General features: G+C 45.6%; 15 protein-coding genes and 1 pseudogene. 8 read left to right on the forward strand and 8 right to left on the reverse strand.

Annotation, left to right across the window (positions count from 1 at the left end; all coding sequences use genetic code 11):
* Positions 1-93 precede the first annotated feature (93 nt).
* From AC58UU_RS35010 to AC58UU_RS35020, 3 genes are all read right to left on the reverse strand, one after another.
* Positions 94-1,050, reverse strand: coding sequence for a hypothetical protein (locus AC58UU_RS35010; protein ID WP_497322109.1), 957 nt, complete (start codon positions 1,048-1,050; stop codon positions 94-96).
* A 2-nt stretch (positions 1,051-1,052) separates the two neighbouring features.
* Complete coding sequence (locus AC58UU_RS35015; protein WP_497322110.1) at positions 1,053-2,123, reverse strand: ABC transporter permease subunit; 1,071 nt, start codon at positions 2,121-2,123, stop codon at positions 1,053-1,055.
* 145 nt (positions 2,124-2,268) lie between these two features.
* Positions 2,269-3,984 (reverse strand): ABC transporter ATP-binding protein, encoded by a 1,716-nt coding sequence (locus AC58UU_RS35020; protein WP_497322111.1) that lies wholly within the window; start codon positions 3,982-3,984, stop codon positions 2,269-2,271.
* Positions 3,985-4,133: 149 nt separating this feature from the next.
* Between AC58UU_RS35020 and AC58UU_RS35025 the strand changes: the two genes are divergently transcribed.
* From AC58UU_RS35025 to AC58UU_RS35040, 4 genes are all read left to right on the forward strand, one after another.
* Positions 4,134-4,916 carry a lipase family protein gene (locus AC58UU_RS35025; protein WP_497322112.1) on the forward strand — a complete coding sequence of 261 codons (783 nt, stop codon included), beginning with the start codon at positions 4,134-4,136 and terminating at the stop codon, positions 4,914-4,916.
* 185 nt (positions 4,917-5,101) lie between these two features.
* Positions 5,102-5,572: a hypothetical protein gene (locus AC58UU_RS35030; RefSeq protein ID WP_497322113.1), complete on the forward strand. Its 471-nt coding sequence runs from the start codon at positions 5,102-5,104 to the stop codon at positions 5,570-5,572.
* Positions 5,569-6,075, forward strand: coding sequence for a hypothetical protein (locus tag AC58UU_RS35035; RefSeq protein WP_497322114.1), 507 nt, complete (start codon positions 5,569-5,571; stop codon positions 6,073-6,075). Before AC58UU_RS35030 ends, AC58UU_RS35035 begins: the two co-directional genes overlap by 4 nt.
* Positions 6,076-6,193: 118 nt before the next feature.
* Positions 6,194-7,729, forward strand: a complete 1,536-nt coding sequence (locus AC58UU_RS35040; RefSeq protein WP_497322115.1) for an MDR family MFS transporter — start codon at positions 6,194-6,196, stop codon at positions 7,727-7,729.
* Positions 7,730-7,813: 84 nt separating this feature from the next.
* Here AC58UU_RS35040 and cysK read toward each other — a convergent pair whose 3' ends face one another.
* Positions 7,814-8,746 (reverse strand): cysteine synthase A, encoded by a 933-nt coding sequence (cysK, locus tag AC58UU_RS35045; RefSeq protein WP_497322116.1) that lies wholly within the window; start codon positions 8,744-8,746, stop codon positions 7,814-7,816.
* A gap of 236 nt (positions 8,747-8,982) precedes the next feature.
* Here cysK and AC58UU_RS35050 point away from each other — a divergent pair.
* The 3 genes and pseudogenes from AC58UU_RS35050 to AC58UU_RS35060 all read left to right on the forward strand — a co-directional run.
* A pseudogene (locus AC58UU_RS35050) lies at positions 8,983-9,353 on the forward strand (putative endonuclease domain-containing protein); the annotation flags it as partial.
* A 103-nt stretch (positions 9,354-9,456) separates the two neighbouring features.
* Positions 9,457-10,215: an exodeoxyribonuclease III gene (locus AC58UU_RS35055; protein WP_497322152.1), complete on the forward strand. Its 759-nt coding sequence runs from the start codon at positions 9,457-9,459 to the stop codon at positions 10,213-10,215.
* 72 nt (positions 10,216-10,287) lie between these two features.
* A complete protein-coding gene (locus AC58UU_RS35060; RefSeq protein ID WP_497322117.1) occupies positions 10,288-10,599 on the forward strand; it encodes a DUF3817 domain-containing protein in 312 nt (103 codons plus the stop codon).
* A 247-nt stretch (positions 10,600-10,846) separates the two neighbouring features.
* Here AC58UU_RS35060 and AC58UU_RS35065 read toward each other — a convergent pair whose 3' ends face one another.
* Genes AC58UU_RS35065 through AC58UU_RS35075 form a run of 3 tightly spaced genes read right to left on the reverse strand, consistent with a single transcriptional unit; the run spans position 10,847 to position 12,367 of the window.
* The gene (locus AC58UU_RS35065; RefSeq protein ID WP_497322118.1) at positions 10,847-11,155 is read right to left on the reverse strand and encodes a hypothetical protein; all 309 of its coding nucleotides are present in this window, start codon (positions 11,153-11,155) and stop codon (positions 10,847-10,849) included.
* A 50-nt stretch (positions 11,156-11,205) separates the two neighbouring features.
* On the reverse strand, positions 11,206-11,715 hold the full coding sequence (locus tag AC58UU_RS35070; protein ID WP_497322119.1) for a DUF4188 domain-containing protein: 510 nt from the start codon (positions 11,713-11,715) through the stop codon (positions 11,206-11,208).
* A gap of 16 nt (positions 11,716-11,731) precedes the next feature.
* Entirely contained in the window at positions 11,732-12,367 is a 636-nt protein-coding gene (locus tag AC58UU_RS35075) for a TetR/AcrR family transcriptional regulator (protein WP_497322120.1), read from the reverse strand.
* Positions 12,368-12,710: 343 nt separating this feature from the next.
* On the opposite strand from AC58UU_RS35075, the gene AC58UU_RS35080 reads away from it, so the two are divergent.
* Positions 12,711-13,367 (forward strand): DUF2306 domain-containing protein, encoded by a 657-nt coding sequence (locus AC58UU_RS35080; RefSeq protein WP_497322121.1) that lies wholly within the window; start codon positions 12,711-12,713, stop codon positions 13,365-13,367.
* A gap of 105 nt (positions 13,368-13,472) precedes the next feature.
* Here the strand turns inward: AC58UU_RS35080 and AC58UU_RS35085 are convergent, their stop codons facing one another.
* Positions 13,473-15,044, reverse strand: a complete 1,572-nt coding sequence (locus AC58UU_RS35085) for an ABC-F family ATP-binding cassette domain-containing protein (RefSeq protein WP_497322122.1) — start codon at positions 15,042-15,044, stop codon at positions 13,473-13,475.
* Positions 15,045-15,056 lie beyond the last annotated feature (12 nt).

The raw sequence follows: 15,056 nt of genomic DNA on the forward strand, positions 1-15,056 counted from the left end.
AGATTGGACATCCAACTCAGCTCATTACGATAATTCACACGGAAAAGGCCGGAGCCCATCCTTAGGATGGAACCCCGACCTTTTTCTTTTGCTTTACATCAATTGACGTTCACTGCCGTAGCGGCGTTTGAGCTGATTCAAGAAAAACTGCAGCGCCAGGAAGAGTCCTGCGAAGCTGGTACCTGCACTCAGAATAATCCATGGATGCAGTCGAATGTACCTTGAGCCATAGGCGATTAGCGATAACCATTCACCCGATGTTGTGATGGCGATGGAATAGCCAGCATCGCTATCACCAATTGTCTCAATGCCGCCAAGCACAATGTTAAATACAGCCAACTGCCCTAACAAGAAGAGCACCTGCATGAATTCGCTGAGGAAGATAAACAACATCTCATTTCTCATACAAGGAACCAAATGTCGCATCGTTCGGTGGAACACAGAACCGCCCATTAAACGAGATGCTTCAATAAATAGTCGTTCATTATAATAACGTGTCCGATCTGCCACCTGATGGGCTAATGGGAATATCCCAATGAATGTGACTAGGCTAACAAAAGTAACTGTGAACAGCAGCTGGTAATGCGGATCCGCCCTCAGCCCCTGATCGAGCCGCAGTCCAAAGTACATGCCTGCTAAAGGCGGGAACAAGAATACAAATGCAGGCATAGAGGAAACGACCCACTGCATGGAGCGAAGAATGCCCCATCCTTTGCCCGTGGTCCCGCTCCAGAATCCCCATGGGAGGGCCAAAACAAAGCGAAATACGGTTAACGCTAGCGCCGTACCCAGTGTATATTTCAACCCATTCAACAATAAGCTCAGCACATCAAAGCCCCTATGATCGGTGCCCAACAAGAAGGTGCTATTGGGCGAGTATGGCGGAATGCTATATCTCGTTTTACCGTCTTCTTGATATTGGATCATATTAATCTTGTCATCAGGTGTAATCCCATGGGGCATCAGCCATGTACCGAATATCATCACAAGCAGGATGAGCACGATGATTGCAATCGAACAGTAGTAAGCAGTTGATGAGCGTTTCATCATCGTCAACCCACCTCCCCTGTCCGAACAATAAACTTCTTGCGCAGCAGTGCGTAGAATACATGAAAAGCCATAGCGACTAGCGCAAGTGCCATACAGATAGCCGATATGGAGGAGACATTCTGTAAGGCTGGGGAGACGATAAAGCCACCCAAACCGGAGATTCCGCAGATAGCTTCCGCAACAGCCATACTGGCCAGTGCCAGTGTGGTCGCTTTGGGTAAGATCGCCAGCAAATCAGCCATTACATTCCGCATAACATGAGAGATGAGCACCTCTCTGCGGGTTAACCCTTTTGCTAGAGCGGTAACGACATAATCCTGTCCAAGTTCGCGTGCGATCGCGATGCGTAGGGTGCCGTAGATGGTGACCGAGGGAATCAGCGCGATCGTGAGAAACGGGATGAGAAACGGCGTCTTATCGCCGACTTGAACAATAAGCAACACAAAGTGCCCCAAATATTTCGTCGCATAAATCGCCCCCAATTGTATAAGAACGATTAAGAAAAAATCAGGCAATCCAACAAGCAAGCCATGCGTACCATCCATCAAGGCACCTAATCGGCGGAACATGGATGCTATCATCGCAAATAGCACACTAAGCACAATCGCCAGCAGTAAACCAGGAATGAAATAAGTGCATGTGCGAAGAAGCATGTTAGGGAGCTCCCCAAGAACAGCAACCTCTTTCCTATTGAAAGGATTGCGGAATTTGCCAAAGTCACCATGAGCGAAACCTTTGATTTGCTCTTTCATCGAATAACCGTAATAACGCCAGGAAATAACGGGATGCTCCAGCGGAACCGTGGTCGCACGAAATATGCCTTTGATCGACATTGTCTTCCCGATATAATCCCACGACTTTCCATAAGGAACAGACATTAAGCCAGCTTTTTCATTTAGCACTTGACTGCCAGGCAACTGCTCACTTATTTTCTGAATGCTCGTATCCGGACCTATTGCGACTCGAATCTGATCCGGCTGCGTAGATAAAAAGGCGTTACGGATATTGCTCAGAAAGAAGATGCACACAAGTGTAAATAACCCAAGCAACAGCCATCGAAATATCGACTTCAACTATCGTCACCTCGTTCTATTATTCACCGTTGGTAGATAACCATTTCCATAGTTTATCACGATTCATTTGGAAGTTCTATCCTATCTTTGGGAATAAAAAGAGGCTGCAGCGAACTAGCCAAAACTAGCTTGCTGCAGCCTGGGATCAAGAGCTGAACTGCGCTTGGTGTAAGCGGCTGTACACACCGCCCACAGCGATGAGCTCCTCATGCCCGCCCTGCTCGGTAATGCCTTGCTCCGTCACGACGACGATACGATCGGCATTCTTGATCGTCGCCAGCCGGTGGGCAATGACTAGCGTCGTGCGGCCACGCGACAGCTCGGAAAGCGACTGCTGAATCGCCGCCTCTGTCTCCGTGTCGAGTGCGGACGTCGCCTCATCGAGGATGAGAATCGGCGGATTCTTCAAGAACATCCGCGCGATCGCGAGGCGCTGCTTCTGACCGCCCGAGAGCTTGACGCCGCGCTCACCGACAACCGTATCCAGCCCCTTCGGCTGGGACTGGATATAACCCTCCAGCTGCGCGCGCCGCGCAGCTTCCCAGATCTCCTCATCCGTCGCGCCAAGCTTACCGTACGCGATGTTCTCCCGCAAAGTGCCGGAGAACAGGAACACATCCTGCTGCACGATGCCGATCTGACGGCGCAGCGACTCCAGCTGGATGCTGCGAATATCGAGGCCATCAATGGAAATGCTGCCCGCACTCACATCGTAGAATCGAGGCAGCAAGCTGCAGATCGTGGTCTTCCCGGCACCCGATGGACCTACGAAAGCAACGGTTTCCCCAGCCCGGATAGATAAGCTGATATCATTCAATACACGGGCTTCATCCCCGTAGCCGAATGACACCGAGTCGAACGTAATTTGACCATCGAGATGACTAACCTTCACTGCATTCGGCAGATCAGCTACCTCAGGCTCCGTATCAATGACTTCAACATACCGTTTAAAGCCGGCAATTCCCTTGGGGTAGCTCTCAATGACATTATTAATCTTCTGAATGGGACCCAGAAAAACGTTCGTTAAGAGAACGAAAGCAATAAATTCTCCATAGGTAATCTGCTTGTCAATCACGAACCATGTACCGCAAATAAGGACGAAAACCGTTACCAGACGCATCAAAATGTAACTCAGCGAAACATTCCACGCCATGATTTTATAGGAAAGCAGCTTCGTCAACCGGAACCGTCCGTTGTTATCCTCAAACAGTTTCTTCTCGTAGGACTCATTTGCGAAAGCTTGAACAACTCGAATCCCACCAATATTGTCTTCGACTCTTGCGTTAATATCGGCAAGGTCGCCCATCATTCGACGGAAAGTCTTCGTCATTTTTTGATTAAAATACACCGCTATCCACAGCAAGAATGGGACGATAACGAAGGTTAAGAGCGCTAACTTCATATTAATATGAAGCATAAGCAGGAGTGCACCGATCAGCGTCATTACCGCGATGAACAAGTCCTCTGGGCCATGATGCGCAACTTCACCAATCTCAAGTAGATCATTTGCCATACGGGACATCAATTGACCCGTTTTGTTATTGTCATAGAACCGAAACGAGAGCTTCTGCAGATGATCGAACATCTTTTTCCGCATATCCGTCTCGATATTAATCCCTAGCTTATGCCCCCAATACGTGACTATGAAATTTAGCACCGTGTTGAGCCCATAGACAGCAAGCAAACCCGCGCAAGCCCAAAGAATCCAAATCCAATTCCCGGCAGGAAGCAATTTATCGACGACCTGATTAACGGCAAGTGGGAAACCCAGTTCTAGGAGTCCAGCCACGACCGCACAGGTAAAATCCAAAATAAATAAGTGCTTATAGGGCCTATAATACGAAAAAAAGCGTTTTAACACGTGCATCTCCACCTTCCTTCGCCTATTATACCTGATAGGATCAGCCCGCTGAAAGTCTCCCAGAAAATAGGCGATTGTCGGAGGACAGGTGTCCACTATTTTCATATATATAGGAGAACAGCAACCTGTGTGTATGGAGGAATGGACTTATGCTCAGCAACTCATTAGATACACGGACGGCGATCTTTCTAGCAGCTATGTGCAGCCAAAGCTATAACCAATTTGAAAATGGTCCCGAAAGCGTTATTATGCCACCCCATTACCGAATGGTTTCTTCCTTCAAGGCAACTTCCATCCTGAGTGAAAAAGAGCTGTTCGGCTTTATTGCCGAATCCAATAGACAAATTGTCATCGTATTTCGAGGTACGCATACGAGATCCGATTGGATCTCCGATGCCATTGCCAGGCAAACTCAGTTTCCTTATACAAAAGAGCAATGCTTCGTACATGAAGGGTTTCTCGACATCTATCGTTCAGCCCGCAAATCGATTATGACAGCGCTAAACAAGCTCTCCACGGAGAAAACGCTGTACATTACAGGACACAGTCTTGGAGGAGCACTCGCAGCATTATGCGCGACCGATATTTCCACAAACACTACATTCAAGAATCCTTCCGTGTATACTTATGCTTCACCGCGTGTTGGAAATCAGGCATTCGCTAGTCTTTTCAACCGCAGGACCGGACCTCACTATCGGATTTATAATACCAACGACTTCGTCCCTTTGCTTCCGCCCTTCATCTATACATCTCCTCGAACAGATAAAATTTACCACTATATTCATGTGAAAAAGGGGGTTGAATTAACTTTTCAAGGGGGCTCCGTCTCCGCTAACCACGCAATTAGCAATTATTTTGTTGAACTTGCCAAGTTGGATCCCCGCTTCACGAAGCAGTTAAAAGCCCAGACTCCGGGATTTTGTCCGAACTGAAAAAGATTGCCAACCACCTGACCAGAATGGCCGGGTAAAAGGCAATCTTTATTTTGTTACTTAGAGGTCAACTATCCCTTCCTAAGAGGAAGGTTTAAACAACTCAATAAAGGTAAAAATAGAAGACGATACTTATTTGAATCTTTTAACGCTATTCGATTATTTTGTTGCAAAGGAGCCCTGCCTTGATTCTAGTCATTTGCCTGCTTTTTGTTTGGTTTAGTCTCCTTATATTTGCCTTTCTGCCCAATAAATTGTCTGTCATTACGAACGTGCTGCTTTACATGCTCTTAGCTATCGTGGACATTAACAAATTAACGATCTTAAGCGACACTTTAGGATTTTTCCAACTTAGCAAAAAGGTTCCTGAATTCCTCTCGATGATTTTACATAGGGACTTCACCTTTTCAATAACTCTTCTCACTTTTGCTAATGTCTATCTGACCACATTGAAACGAAGTACAAAAGCAGGCATTACTCTGTATACATTCTCTTATCTCTTCTGCACAGGCCAATTCCTAAGATTCAATGGTGTATTAACCTATGAGAGATGGAACATTTTCTATGAGTGCTTACTCATTGTATCAATGATGGTTCTCACTTATTGGATCGGCCGTATGTTAAAACACCTACAGCAAAAGGAGATATCTCTATGAACGACGTAATCATTTACGATAATAGATTTAACGGAAATGAATGGTTCGTCATTGCGATGATTGTCGTAGGGATCCTTGCGATTTGGATATTGCCAAAAAAGTTCACCTTAACTCAGAGCTTGTTTAATTTGTTGATTGGGGTCGTTTTTGGTCTTATGTTTGATCATACCATTGCCGTCCCGCCCTTTGATTTCTATGATGTGGGTGACGAATCCCGTTATCAGCCGTTTGATATTTTCTCCTATTTGATGTATGCACCATTTGGTTATATATTTATTTATTTTTATAAAAAATGGGGTGTGCATGGTTTTTACACGATACCCTACATCTTACTCTGGACGTCTATGGGCATAGGTGTCGAGTGGCTTAGCGTACTTGTTGGTATTTTTCATTACAAGCATGGGTATCAGCTCGTTTATTCCATACCGATTTATTTATTTTTGCAATCCATTCATTTATTACTTTACCGAATATTTTTTCCGGAGCATAAGACGATTTCATAGACAACTTCTAGCGAACATTCTTTTCCTCATACGCCTTCAACCCTGACAGACTCTTGTCAGGGTTGTTTGTTTATAATCGGTTTATACAAATCAATGATTGAAGAAGGGAAATGATCACATGACGAAATCAACGAACCAAACCGGTATTGTTTTAGCCGGATTACTCTTAGCCATTCTAATGGCTTCGATGGATAATACAATCGTCGCGACAGCTATGGGCTCCATTATCGCAGACCTCGGAGGACTCGATAAATTCGTTTGGGTAACTTCGGCTTACATGGTCGCTGAAATGGCAGGGATGCCGATTTTCGGTAAACTATCGGATATGTATGGGCGCAAACGTTTTTTCATCTTTGGTATCTTAGTGTTTATGCTTGGATCCGCTCTATGTGGAACAGCCACCTCGATCGTACAGTTAAGCTTATACCGGGCCATACAAGGCATTGGCGGCGGTGCTTTGGTACCTATCGCCTTCACAATCATGTTCGATGCGGTTAAACCGGAAAGCAGAGGCAAGCTAATGGGATTGTTTGGAGCAGTGTTTGGTATGTCCAGCATCTTCGGGCCGCTCCTTGGCGCTTATATGACCGACTATATTAAATGGGAATGGATTTTCTATATTAACTTACCACTTGGACTGATTGCCTTCTTGATGATTGCCATCTTCTATAAGGAATCCCTCCAGCATGCTAAACAGCGTATCGATTGGGCCGGCGCATTCTCGCTTGTTGGTGCCATCGTCTGCCTAATGTTCGCCATGGAGCTAGGAGGTAAACAATTCGCGTGGAACTCCGCTCAGATTATTGGCTTATTTACTGGATTTGCTCTTCTCACTTTTAGTTTCCTCTATGTGGAGACGCGGGCAGAGGAACCTATTATCTCCTTCCGGATGTTCCGGGATCGCCTCTATTCGGCAAGCAATGCGATCGCGATGTTAAGCGGAGCAGCCTTCATTACGGCTTCTGTCTATATCCCGATCTTCATTCAAGGTGTTCTCGGAGGAAGCGCAACGAACTCCGGGCTCGTACTTCTGCCTATGATGCTCGGCACTGTTGTTACAGCTACCGCAGGCGGTTTCCTCATTAGTAAATTTTCATATCGAGCCATCCTGATCTCCACCCTCATTCTGCTTGTGGCAGGTATGGCACTGCTGATTACGTTGACACCAGATTCATCGCGTTTGCTTATCACTATCTATATGATATTAGTCGGCTTAGGAATCGGCGCTTCATTTTCTGTGCTCAGTAACGCTGCTATACATTCCGTACCTGCCAGTCAACGAGGGGCTGCGAGCTCTACGCTGAACTTCCTTCGCTCACTCGGCATGACGATCGGAATCACCATCTTCGGCATTATTCAAAGCCATTCGTTAACCCGGCATTTATCGGATGCCTTCACGGGGAGCGGCCAATCCGCGATGCCACAGGGTCTAGACTTTAAGGACCCGCATGCTCTGCTTGACCCGGCGACTCGTACTCAAATTCCGGAGCAAGTACTTGGGAAAATATCAGAAGGACTCTCCTCCTCCATCGTGGCCACATTTGCGTGGGGACTTATCCCTGCAGTACTCGCTTTAGCTGCCGCTTTTGCCATGAGCAAAGAGAAGCTCGTGATAGAAACGGATAAAGAAACGTTCGTTGCCGCAACGCATTAAGGGCAGTTTCCGTATAAACCGTGTAACACAGAAAGACCAGAGATCCGCCGCGGATTTCTGGTCTTTCTTTTGCGTTTTAACATATCACTCATCAAATAGATTCGTAGACAAATACCGCTCACCGGTATCTGGCAGGATAACTACGATGGTCTTCCCTTTATTCTCAGGTCGTTTAGCAATTTCTCTTGCTGCGTAAGCTGCCGCGCCGGATGAAATACCGACCAGCAGACCTTCTATTTTGGCCAGTTCACGGGCCGTTGTTATGGCATCCTCATTGGTTACTGTAAATATTTCATCTACAATTGATCGTTGGAAATTATCTGGAACAAACCCGGCACCTATACCCTGAATATGATGCACGCCACGACTGCCACCTGACAAAACGGGTGAATCGGATGGCTCAACAGCTATCACTTGAACGGATGGATTTCTCTGTTTCAGTTTCTCACCCACACCCGTGATCGTCCCTCCCGTACCAACTCCCGCGATGAAAATATCGACTTTACCGTCTGTATCTTTCCATATTTCTTCGGCAGTGGTATTTCTGTGAATCTCCGGGTTGGCTGGATTGCTAAATTGCTGCGGTATAAATGAGTTTGGCATCTTTGCAGCCAATTCCTCTGCTTTTTTAATTGCCCCTAACATGCCTTCAGAGGATGGAGTGAGAACGAGTTCTGCACCTAGGGCCTTTAATAATTTCCTACGTTCAATACTAAAAGAATCAGGCAATATAATGATTAACCGATATCCTAGTGCAGCCGCTGCAAAAGCAAGAGCGATTCCTGTGTTTCCGCTGGTAGGCTCAATAATGACAGTCTCTTTATTGATCTTACCGGATTTTTCAGCCTCTTTAATCATAGCGAATCCGATACGATCTTTTACACTGCCAGCCGGGTTAAAATACTCCAACTTCGCGACAACTTTGGCATCAAGTCCATGCCGATTATTATAATTCCAGAGCTCAAGCAGCGGCGTATTACCGATTAACTCTGTCAAATTGCTATAAATTTTCGTCATAAGAAAACCTCGCCTTCTCATCTATTATTAAACCTATGAACTTAATCGGATAAACACAGTATATCACGCATGCGATTGAAAAAATAAATCAATAATGCTGATAGATAGGTATGCTATTTTCTTATATTATGCTTATTTGGTATAATAATCGTAGACGAAGAACGTCCTTTAGCCTTTTGGCGAAGGGCGTTTTTTTATTTTTTCAGAGTAGGTTTTCACTATTGAATTTTGAACTTATGCACCAAAAGTACATTGATTGTCATGCCGCTCTCCGAAGCGGAGAAAGAAAGGGGCGCCTCATTAGGAGACATTTATTCGCAGAAAGCTATTTCTCCAGAATGTCTGGTATCCTCTGTTTGGTCATCTCGACCACTTGCATCCGGAGTATGAAATTTATGATTGGAATCGCAAATCTCAATTTATCGATTTCGCTTACATAACGCCCTTTGGTCGTTTTGGTATTGAATGTGACGGTTTCCAGAGTCATGTCAAAGATATGGCTCGCGAGAAGTTTAGTTACTCATTGAATCGTGAAACGTTTCTAACCGCAATGGGATGGAAAATGATGCATTTCTCCTTCGATGATATACAGAATCGTCCCGAGGTATGAGAGTAGAAAATCCCCCATATCTTCATAAATCGCCGACGAGGATACACTTATGGTACACTGAACTATATATGACTGTAAGCAGCAAGGGGAAAAGATGAAAATGAAACTTGTATCCTGGAACGTTAATGGGTTGAGAGCATGTGTAAATAAAGGGTTTATTGATTATTTCGAGCAAACGCAGGCAGATATATTCTGTCTTCAAGAGACGAAGCTGCAGGAAGGACAAATTAACCTAGAACTGGGCGAAGCCTATACACAATATTGGAATTATGCGGTTAAAAAAGGGTATTCCGGCACCGCCGTTTTCACAAGAATTCAACCGCTCTCGGTGAGATATGGTATGGAGGAGAACGAAGAGCCAGAAGGTCGGATACTCACGTTGGAGTTCGACAATTTCTACCTTGTGACCGTCTATACACCCAATGCAAAACGTGATCTCTCTAGGCTGGATTACCGAGTGGAGTGGGAAGATCGCTTTCGCACCTACCTCTTGCAATTGGACGCCCAAAAGCCAGTTATCGTTTGCGGCGATTTGAATGTTGCTCACCATGAAATTGACATCAAGAATGCGAAAGGGAATCTCAATAATTCGGGCTTTACCCCTCAGGAACGCGGCAAAATGACGGAATTGTTGGATGCGGGATTTATTGATTCGTTCCGACATCTCTACCCAGATCGGACAGATGTCTACTCTTGGTGGTCTAATATGCCAGGCGTAAGAGCGCGGAATGTGGGATGGAGAATCGACTATTTCCTTGCTTCCGCGAGACTAGGTCCTAAGATCACTGATGCAAAAATCGACTGCGATATATTGGGCAGCGATCATTGTCCTGTCGTATTGGAACTCGATTTGATCTAATTAAAAATATATTCAAAAAACGTTGAAAACGAGATTGGAGCGATTATTATACTAACCTCTTCCTTAGGGCGTTTGCGTCTAACAAGCTATATTGAAGGTATATCCTATCTTTTCCTACTATTTATAGCCATGCCGTTTAAATACTTCTTGGACCAGCCTCAACTCGTTTCTGTCGGCGGTATGTTTCACGGCGTGATGTTCGTACTTTACATCTTAACGGCGGTGCACGCTTTTGTGAATAGACGTTGGAACTTGAACCGAGCGCTCCTAATTATTGGCTGTATTTTCATCCCGTTCCTCTTCATCAAACAAGATCGTATGATCCAGAACGAGGAGTTGGAGCTGAAGAAGGGTCATCCAATCGACCCGAAAAAGAGGGCCTAGACAATGTTCAAGCCGCTTATTTCATTCCAAAGAACTTCTTCGAACCCCTCTATGGGGTTCTTTTGCTATTCAACAAGTCTTGATTTTCAAGACTCCAGTAACACAAAAAAAGGCTGCAGCAGCCTGCCCTAAGGCAAACTGTCACAGCCCGCAAACCCGAACGCCACAAAGGATCGCGGTCTTATATCCTCACGATTCGCAACTGGCTTATCCTCGTACGAAACCCACTTTTACATATGGATAAAAACTAATACTCATATGTATTATGATGTGAGTTTCGACTGCGAATGTACAATCTGACGGATTTATAGCCATATATGCTAAGCAGCAGCAGCTCGAGAACCCAAATAATGATGGTCGAAATATTGCTTAGTTCGTATTGCAAATAATTAAACTCCGCGAAGTGCTTTCGCTCGAACTTATCTGCTACCATTTGAGCGACATGATCAATAATCGGGATAAAATCCTTAGTCAGGCTCTGCTCCCTCATATAATCTTGAACCTCAAGCTTCAATATATCGACCTCGCTCCAAGAGAATGCGTAAGCACACTTCATGGTTCCATCCGGTGCTGGGCTGAAGCTAACAATGAAATCACTTCAATCGCTTATGCCGGATTAGAAGGTGTTGGAACGGCAGGCTCCCCATCCCGCCCAAGCCTTCTGCTTGCCGTTTCTCGTTTACCGACAGCGGGGACGTGACTTCCAGCCTTTGCAAGACCGAAGACAGGCATGTTGTTATAGACACACTCGTAATTTCCTTCAGGAATCAAATAAGTTTCATGGTAGATCCCGACCACGCCGTCCGTTCCAACCGTTTTATTAAAATGACGCCACGCTTCTAAATGGGTTGCACCATGCCTAGCATAGTTCTCTAATTGCTCAAACGTTTTCCAATATTGAATAAGGGTCACGCCTCGCCAAGAGAGATGAAAGCTGGCATCTACAAAACCTAATTCAGGGTTGCGATACAATTCTTGAAGCATCGGATTCATGGCCTTGGCCACAGGCAGCCACTTATGTAGAGCCCATAATTTGTTAACTCTCATCCCAATGATAAAGACAACGAAAGAACCATCCATCTGCGCCGTAAACCTGCCCGGAATTACTTTACTCATGAATTCATCGCTCCTTTTACCTATTTTCAAGCAATTGTAGATGAGTGTTATAAAAGCCCTTAATATCCTTAGAACCATATAGTTGAGCGGTCAAAAATGCTCCGTAAAACACCGTAAACAACACCTTTACCGCTGTTTCCACCGTAAATTCTTTTCTTAGCTTTCCTTCTGTATCCGCCTCAGTCATGCAACGATGAAAAAGTTTGTACATGTCAGGTGTCTGCGCACCAACTTCCTCATGACCAGGGAACAGCAAATGAACCTCCGCTTCACTGAGTTCTGGCATGCAAGGATGCATGTTCATTTCTGCCAGAAAAGATATCAAACTTGGCATCAATCCTGCTCTTTCCTCGGTCTCTTCCGCCACTTTATGAAGCACATGCTGGATAACCGAGAACCCACGTTTACCCTCCGCTTCGATCTCAATGATACGTTCCGTTAACCAAACACGCATAAAATAAACGAGCAAATCTTCCTTTTTTTGAAAAAACTTAAAGAACGTAACCCGGGATATTTCCGCCTTCCGGCAAATATCATCGAGCATCATGTCACGAAACATCTTGTCTCCTATTAGTGACAAACTGGCTTCATATAATGCCACTTTGGTTCTAGCCTTTTTTAATTCCCTTAGAGAAAAAGCTGACCGATCCATGAGTTATCTCCTATATTTATAGTTAACTTTAGTAAATATATTAACATGTGTTAATTTATTCTGTCAAGGTAAAGCAATTTATAAAATGCCCCCTAAGAAGGGCTCCACGGCAGCTCCATCCCCGACTTTGGGTGGGGTCTTCACTCCGTCTGAGGTCGCTTTTGAAGGCGGTCACCTTGATGATAGAATCAACTCAATGATGAGAAAACCTCTATCGAAGCCATTCAAAGATGAGCGACCGCGTTTAGAGGTAGGTTTTATCACCAAAAAGAAAGCGGTTTTCGTGAACCGAAAACTTATACTTTCTTATGTGGTAAAAAAGACCGAATGTGAGGGATGAATAATGGGAGTAAGACGAAGTACGATTCGCGCTTGGGCATTTGGACTATTGGCTTTTTTAGCTTTGGCAATTGGAGCTTATGCTTTGGTCATGTATGGAACGCCTGACCATCTCCATAAGCAGCCGCTCGTAACGGGAAAAGGCAGTTTGCCCGATTTGTGGTACAACATCCTCTGGGCGCATGCCATCTCGGCTGGAATAGCACTTGCAATAGGCTGGCTTCAGTTTATCAAGAAGCTTCGCCATCATGCACCGAACATTCATCGTTTGATTGGCTATTTGTACTCGACAATGATAACAATCGGGGGCATAACCGGTCTGTACTTAGCTTTTTATGCGAATGGCGCTTGGTTCGCGCAACTTGGCTTTGGATCGCTGTCAGTCCTATGGCTTTACACACTCTTCCGCAGTCTAAAGAGCATCATCGTCGATCGCGATACGGCTGATCATGGCCGCTGGATGGTACGAAATTACGCGCTTAGCTGCGCAGCAATCACCCTACGGATATATACCGCGCTGGCTGCGGTATTTCTGGGACTGACCGATACGAACGATACTTTCTTCGTTATCGCCTGGATTTGTTGGATACCCAATTTGTTGTTCGCAGAGCTTATCATTGGTGAAAAGAAACGTACGACCGGAAGGACGTTTGTACGGTAGTTATGAGTGGACATTAAAAAGAGCCAACCCATTAAATCTGTTTGCAAAGAAACCAAAAAGGGCCGCAGCAGGCTACTCATCGTAACCTGCTACAACCCTTAATTCCTATAGATTCTGTTCGCTTATCCCCAATTCCGGGTCGAAGGTCAGCATTTTCGTCCCGATTTTGTCAATAAAGAACCGATCATGGCTTACCGTAATTACGGCACCGGGGAAATGGATCAATGCCTGCTCCATAACCTGAATGCTCGTTAAATCCAGATGGTTGGTTGGCTCATCCAATATAATGACCGCGGCACCGGAGAGAAGGCATTTCGCTAGCGCGACCCTGGCCTTCTGTCCGCCGGATAGGTTGCCGATGAATTTGCTTAGATCCATCTCCGAGAATTGCAGCATGGCTAGAAATTTGTTCACCTTTTTCCGGGGGGCATCCAATCCCAAACCGTACGTATTCACCGCGTGGCTAACGGTATCCTTAGGATTAAGCTCCTCCCACATCCGGTTGAAGTAAGCGTAGCTGACGCCCTTCTCCCAGATCACCTCGCCGGATTCTGGCTTCTCCTGACCCGTAAGCACCTTAATGAGCGTGGACTTCCCGCTTCCATTTGGACCAACGATGACTAAGCGGTCTTCCTTCTGAATGTCGAAGCTGACGTTCTGAAAGATCAGCCGATCATCGTAGGTCTGCCCTATTTTCTTGACTTCGCATAGCTTGTCCGGAAAGCGCAGTTTCTCATAAATATCAGTGATTAGAACATTTACGGGGTGCGGCTCTATCCGCTTTTTGTTATCCGCCAATTGGCGGGACAGACGGTCTTTTGAAGATTTCTTGCTTGCACGACTGTCAATGGCTTCTGACTCCATGAGAAGAAGCTCTTCCTCCCACTCGAACTGGCGGTCCAATTCCTTCTTGCGCATCTTCTTTTTGCGGATGTAGTCGGTGTAATTCCCTTCATATTCCTGAAAATGATAGTTCTCGATCTCGATCGTTCGCGTGACTACTTTGTCAATAAATTGCCTGTCATGTGATACCAGAATCATAGCGCCTTTGAAGCGATACAACCACTGCTCCAACCACGCAATACCTTCCATATCCAAGTAATTCGTCGGTTCGTCGAGCAAAACGACATCAGGCAGCTCGATTAGCATCTTGGCGAGCGCGGCACGGTTTCTCCAACCCCCGGACAATTCATCGATATGCTGATTGCGCGACCTCTCGTTGAACCCCAGCTTCGTAAGAACTGTGTTAATCTCGACAGATACGTTCCAGCCATCCAAATGCTCCATTTGTTCGAATAGCTCCGCCTGCCTCGTCAACAGTCGATCCATTTCACCGTCTTCGGTGACCAATCCCAGCTTTTCTCCAACTTCCTGCAGCTCCCGTTCGATAAGTACAACCTGCTCGAAGCACATTTCCAGCTCTTGTTGAACGGACAGGCTTCCGCGCATTTCCGAGAATTGGGAGAAGTACCCCACTTTAACTTGCGGATCTATTTCCACTTTCCCGGACGTTGGCTCTTCTTTTCCCATAATCAACTTAAAAACCGTCGACTTACCGGCACCGTTCCGTCCGATTAGGCCGATACGCTCTCCTTGGGTCACGCGAAAATAGATATCGCGAAAGATCAGAGACTCTTCATATTTCTTAGTGACGTTCTCTAAACGAATTACACTCATATCTATCACCCT

It is taken from the genome of Paenibacillus sp. JT22N1 (genome assembly GCF_059692155.1).

Coding starts and splice junctions, on each gene's coding strand:
- AC58UU_RS35035 (WP_497322114.1), top strand. CDS start 5,569: ATGAACGACGTAATCATTTACGATAATAGATTTAACGGAAATGAATGG.
- AC58UU_RS35065 (WP_497322118.1), bottom strand. CDS start 11,155: ATGAAGTGTGCTTACGCATTCTCTTGGAGCGAGGTCGATATATTGAAG.
- AC58UU_RS35075 (WP_497322120.1), bottom strand. CDS start 12,367: ATGGATCGGTCAGCTTTTTCTCTAAGGGAATTAAAAAAGGCTAGAACC.
- AC58UU_RS35080 (WP_497322121.1), top strand. CDS start 12,711: ATGGGAGTAAGACGAAGTACGATTCGCGCTTGGGCATTTGGACTATTG.
- AC58UU_RS35085 (WP_497322122.1), bottom strand. CDS start 15,044: ATGAGTGTAATTCGTTTAGAGAACGTCACTAAGAAATATGAAGAGTCT.
- AC58UU_RS35025 (WP_497322112.1), top strand. CDS start 4,134: ATGCTCAGCAACTCATTAGATACACGGACGGCGATCTTTCTAGCAGCT.
- cysK (WP_497322116.1), bottom strand. CDS start 8,746: ATGACGAAAATTTATAGCAATTTGACAGAGTTAATCGGTAATACGCCG.
- AC58UU_RS35070 (WP_497322119.1), bottom strand. CDS start 11,715: ATGAGTAAAGTAATTCCGGGCAGGTTTACGGCGCAGATGGATGGTTCT.
- AC58UU_RS35010 (WP_497322109.1), bottom strand. CDS start 1,050: ATGATGAAACGCTCATCAACTGCTTACTACTGTTCGATTGCAATCATC.
- AC58UU_RS35040 (WP_497322115.1), top strand. CDS start 6,194: ATGACGAAATCAACGAACCAAACCGGTATTGTTTTAGCCGGATTACTC.
- AC58UU_RS35055 (WP_497322152.1), top strand. CDS start 9,457: ATGAAACTTGTATCCTGGAACGTTAATGGGTTGAGAGCATGTGTAAAT.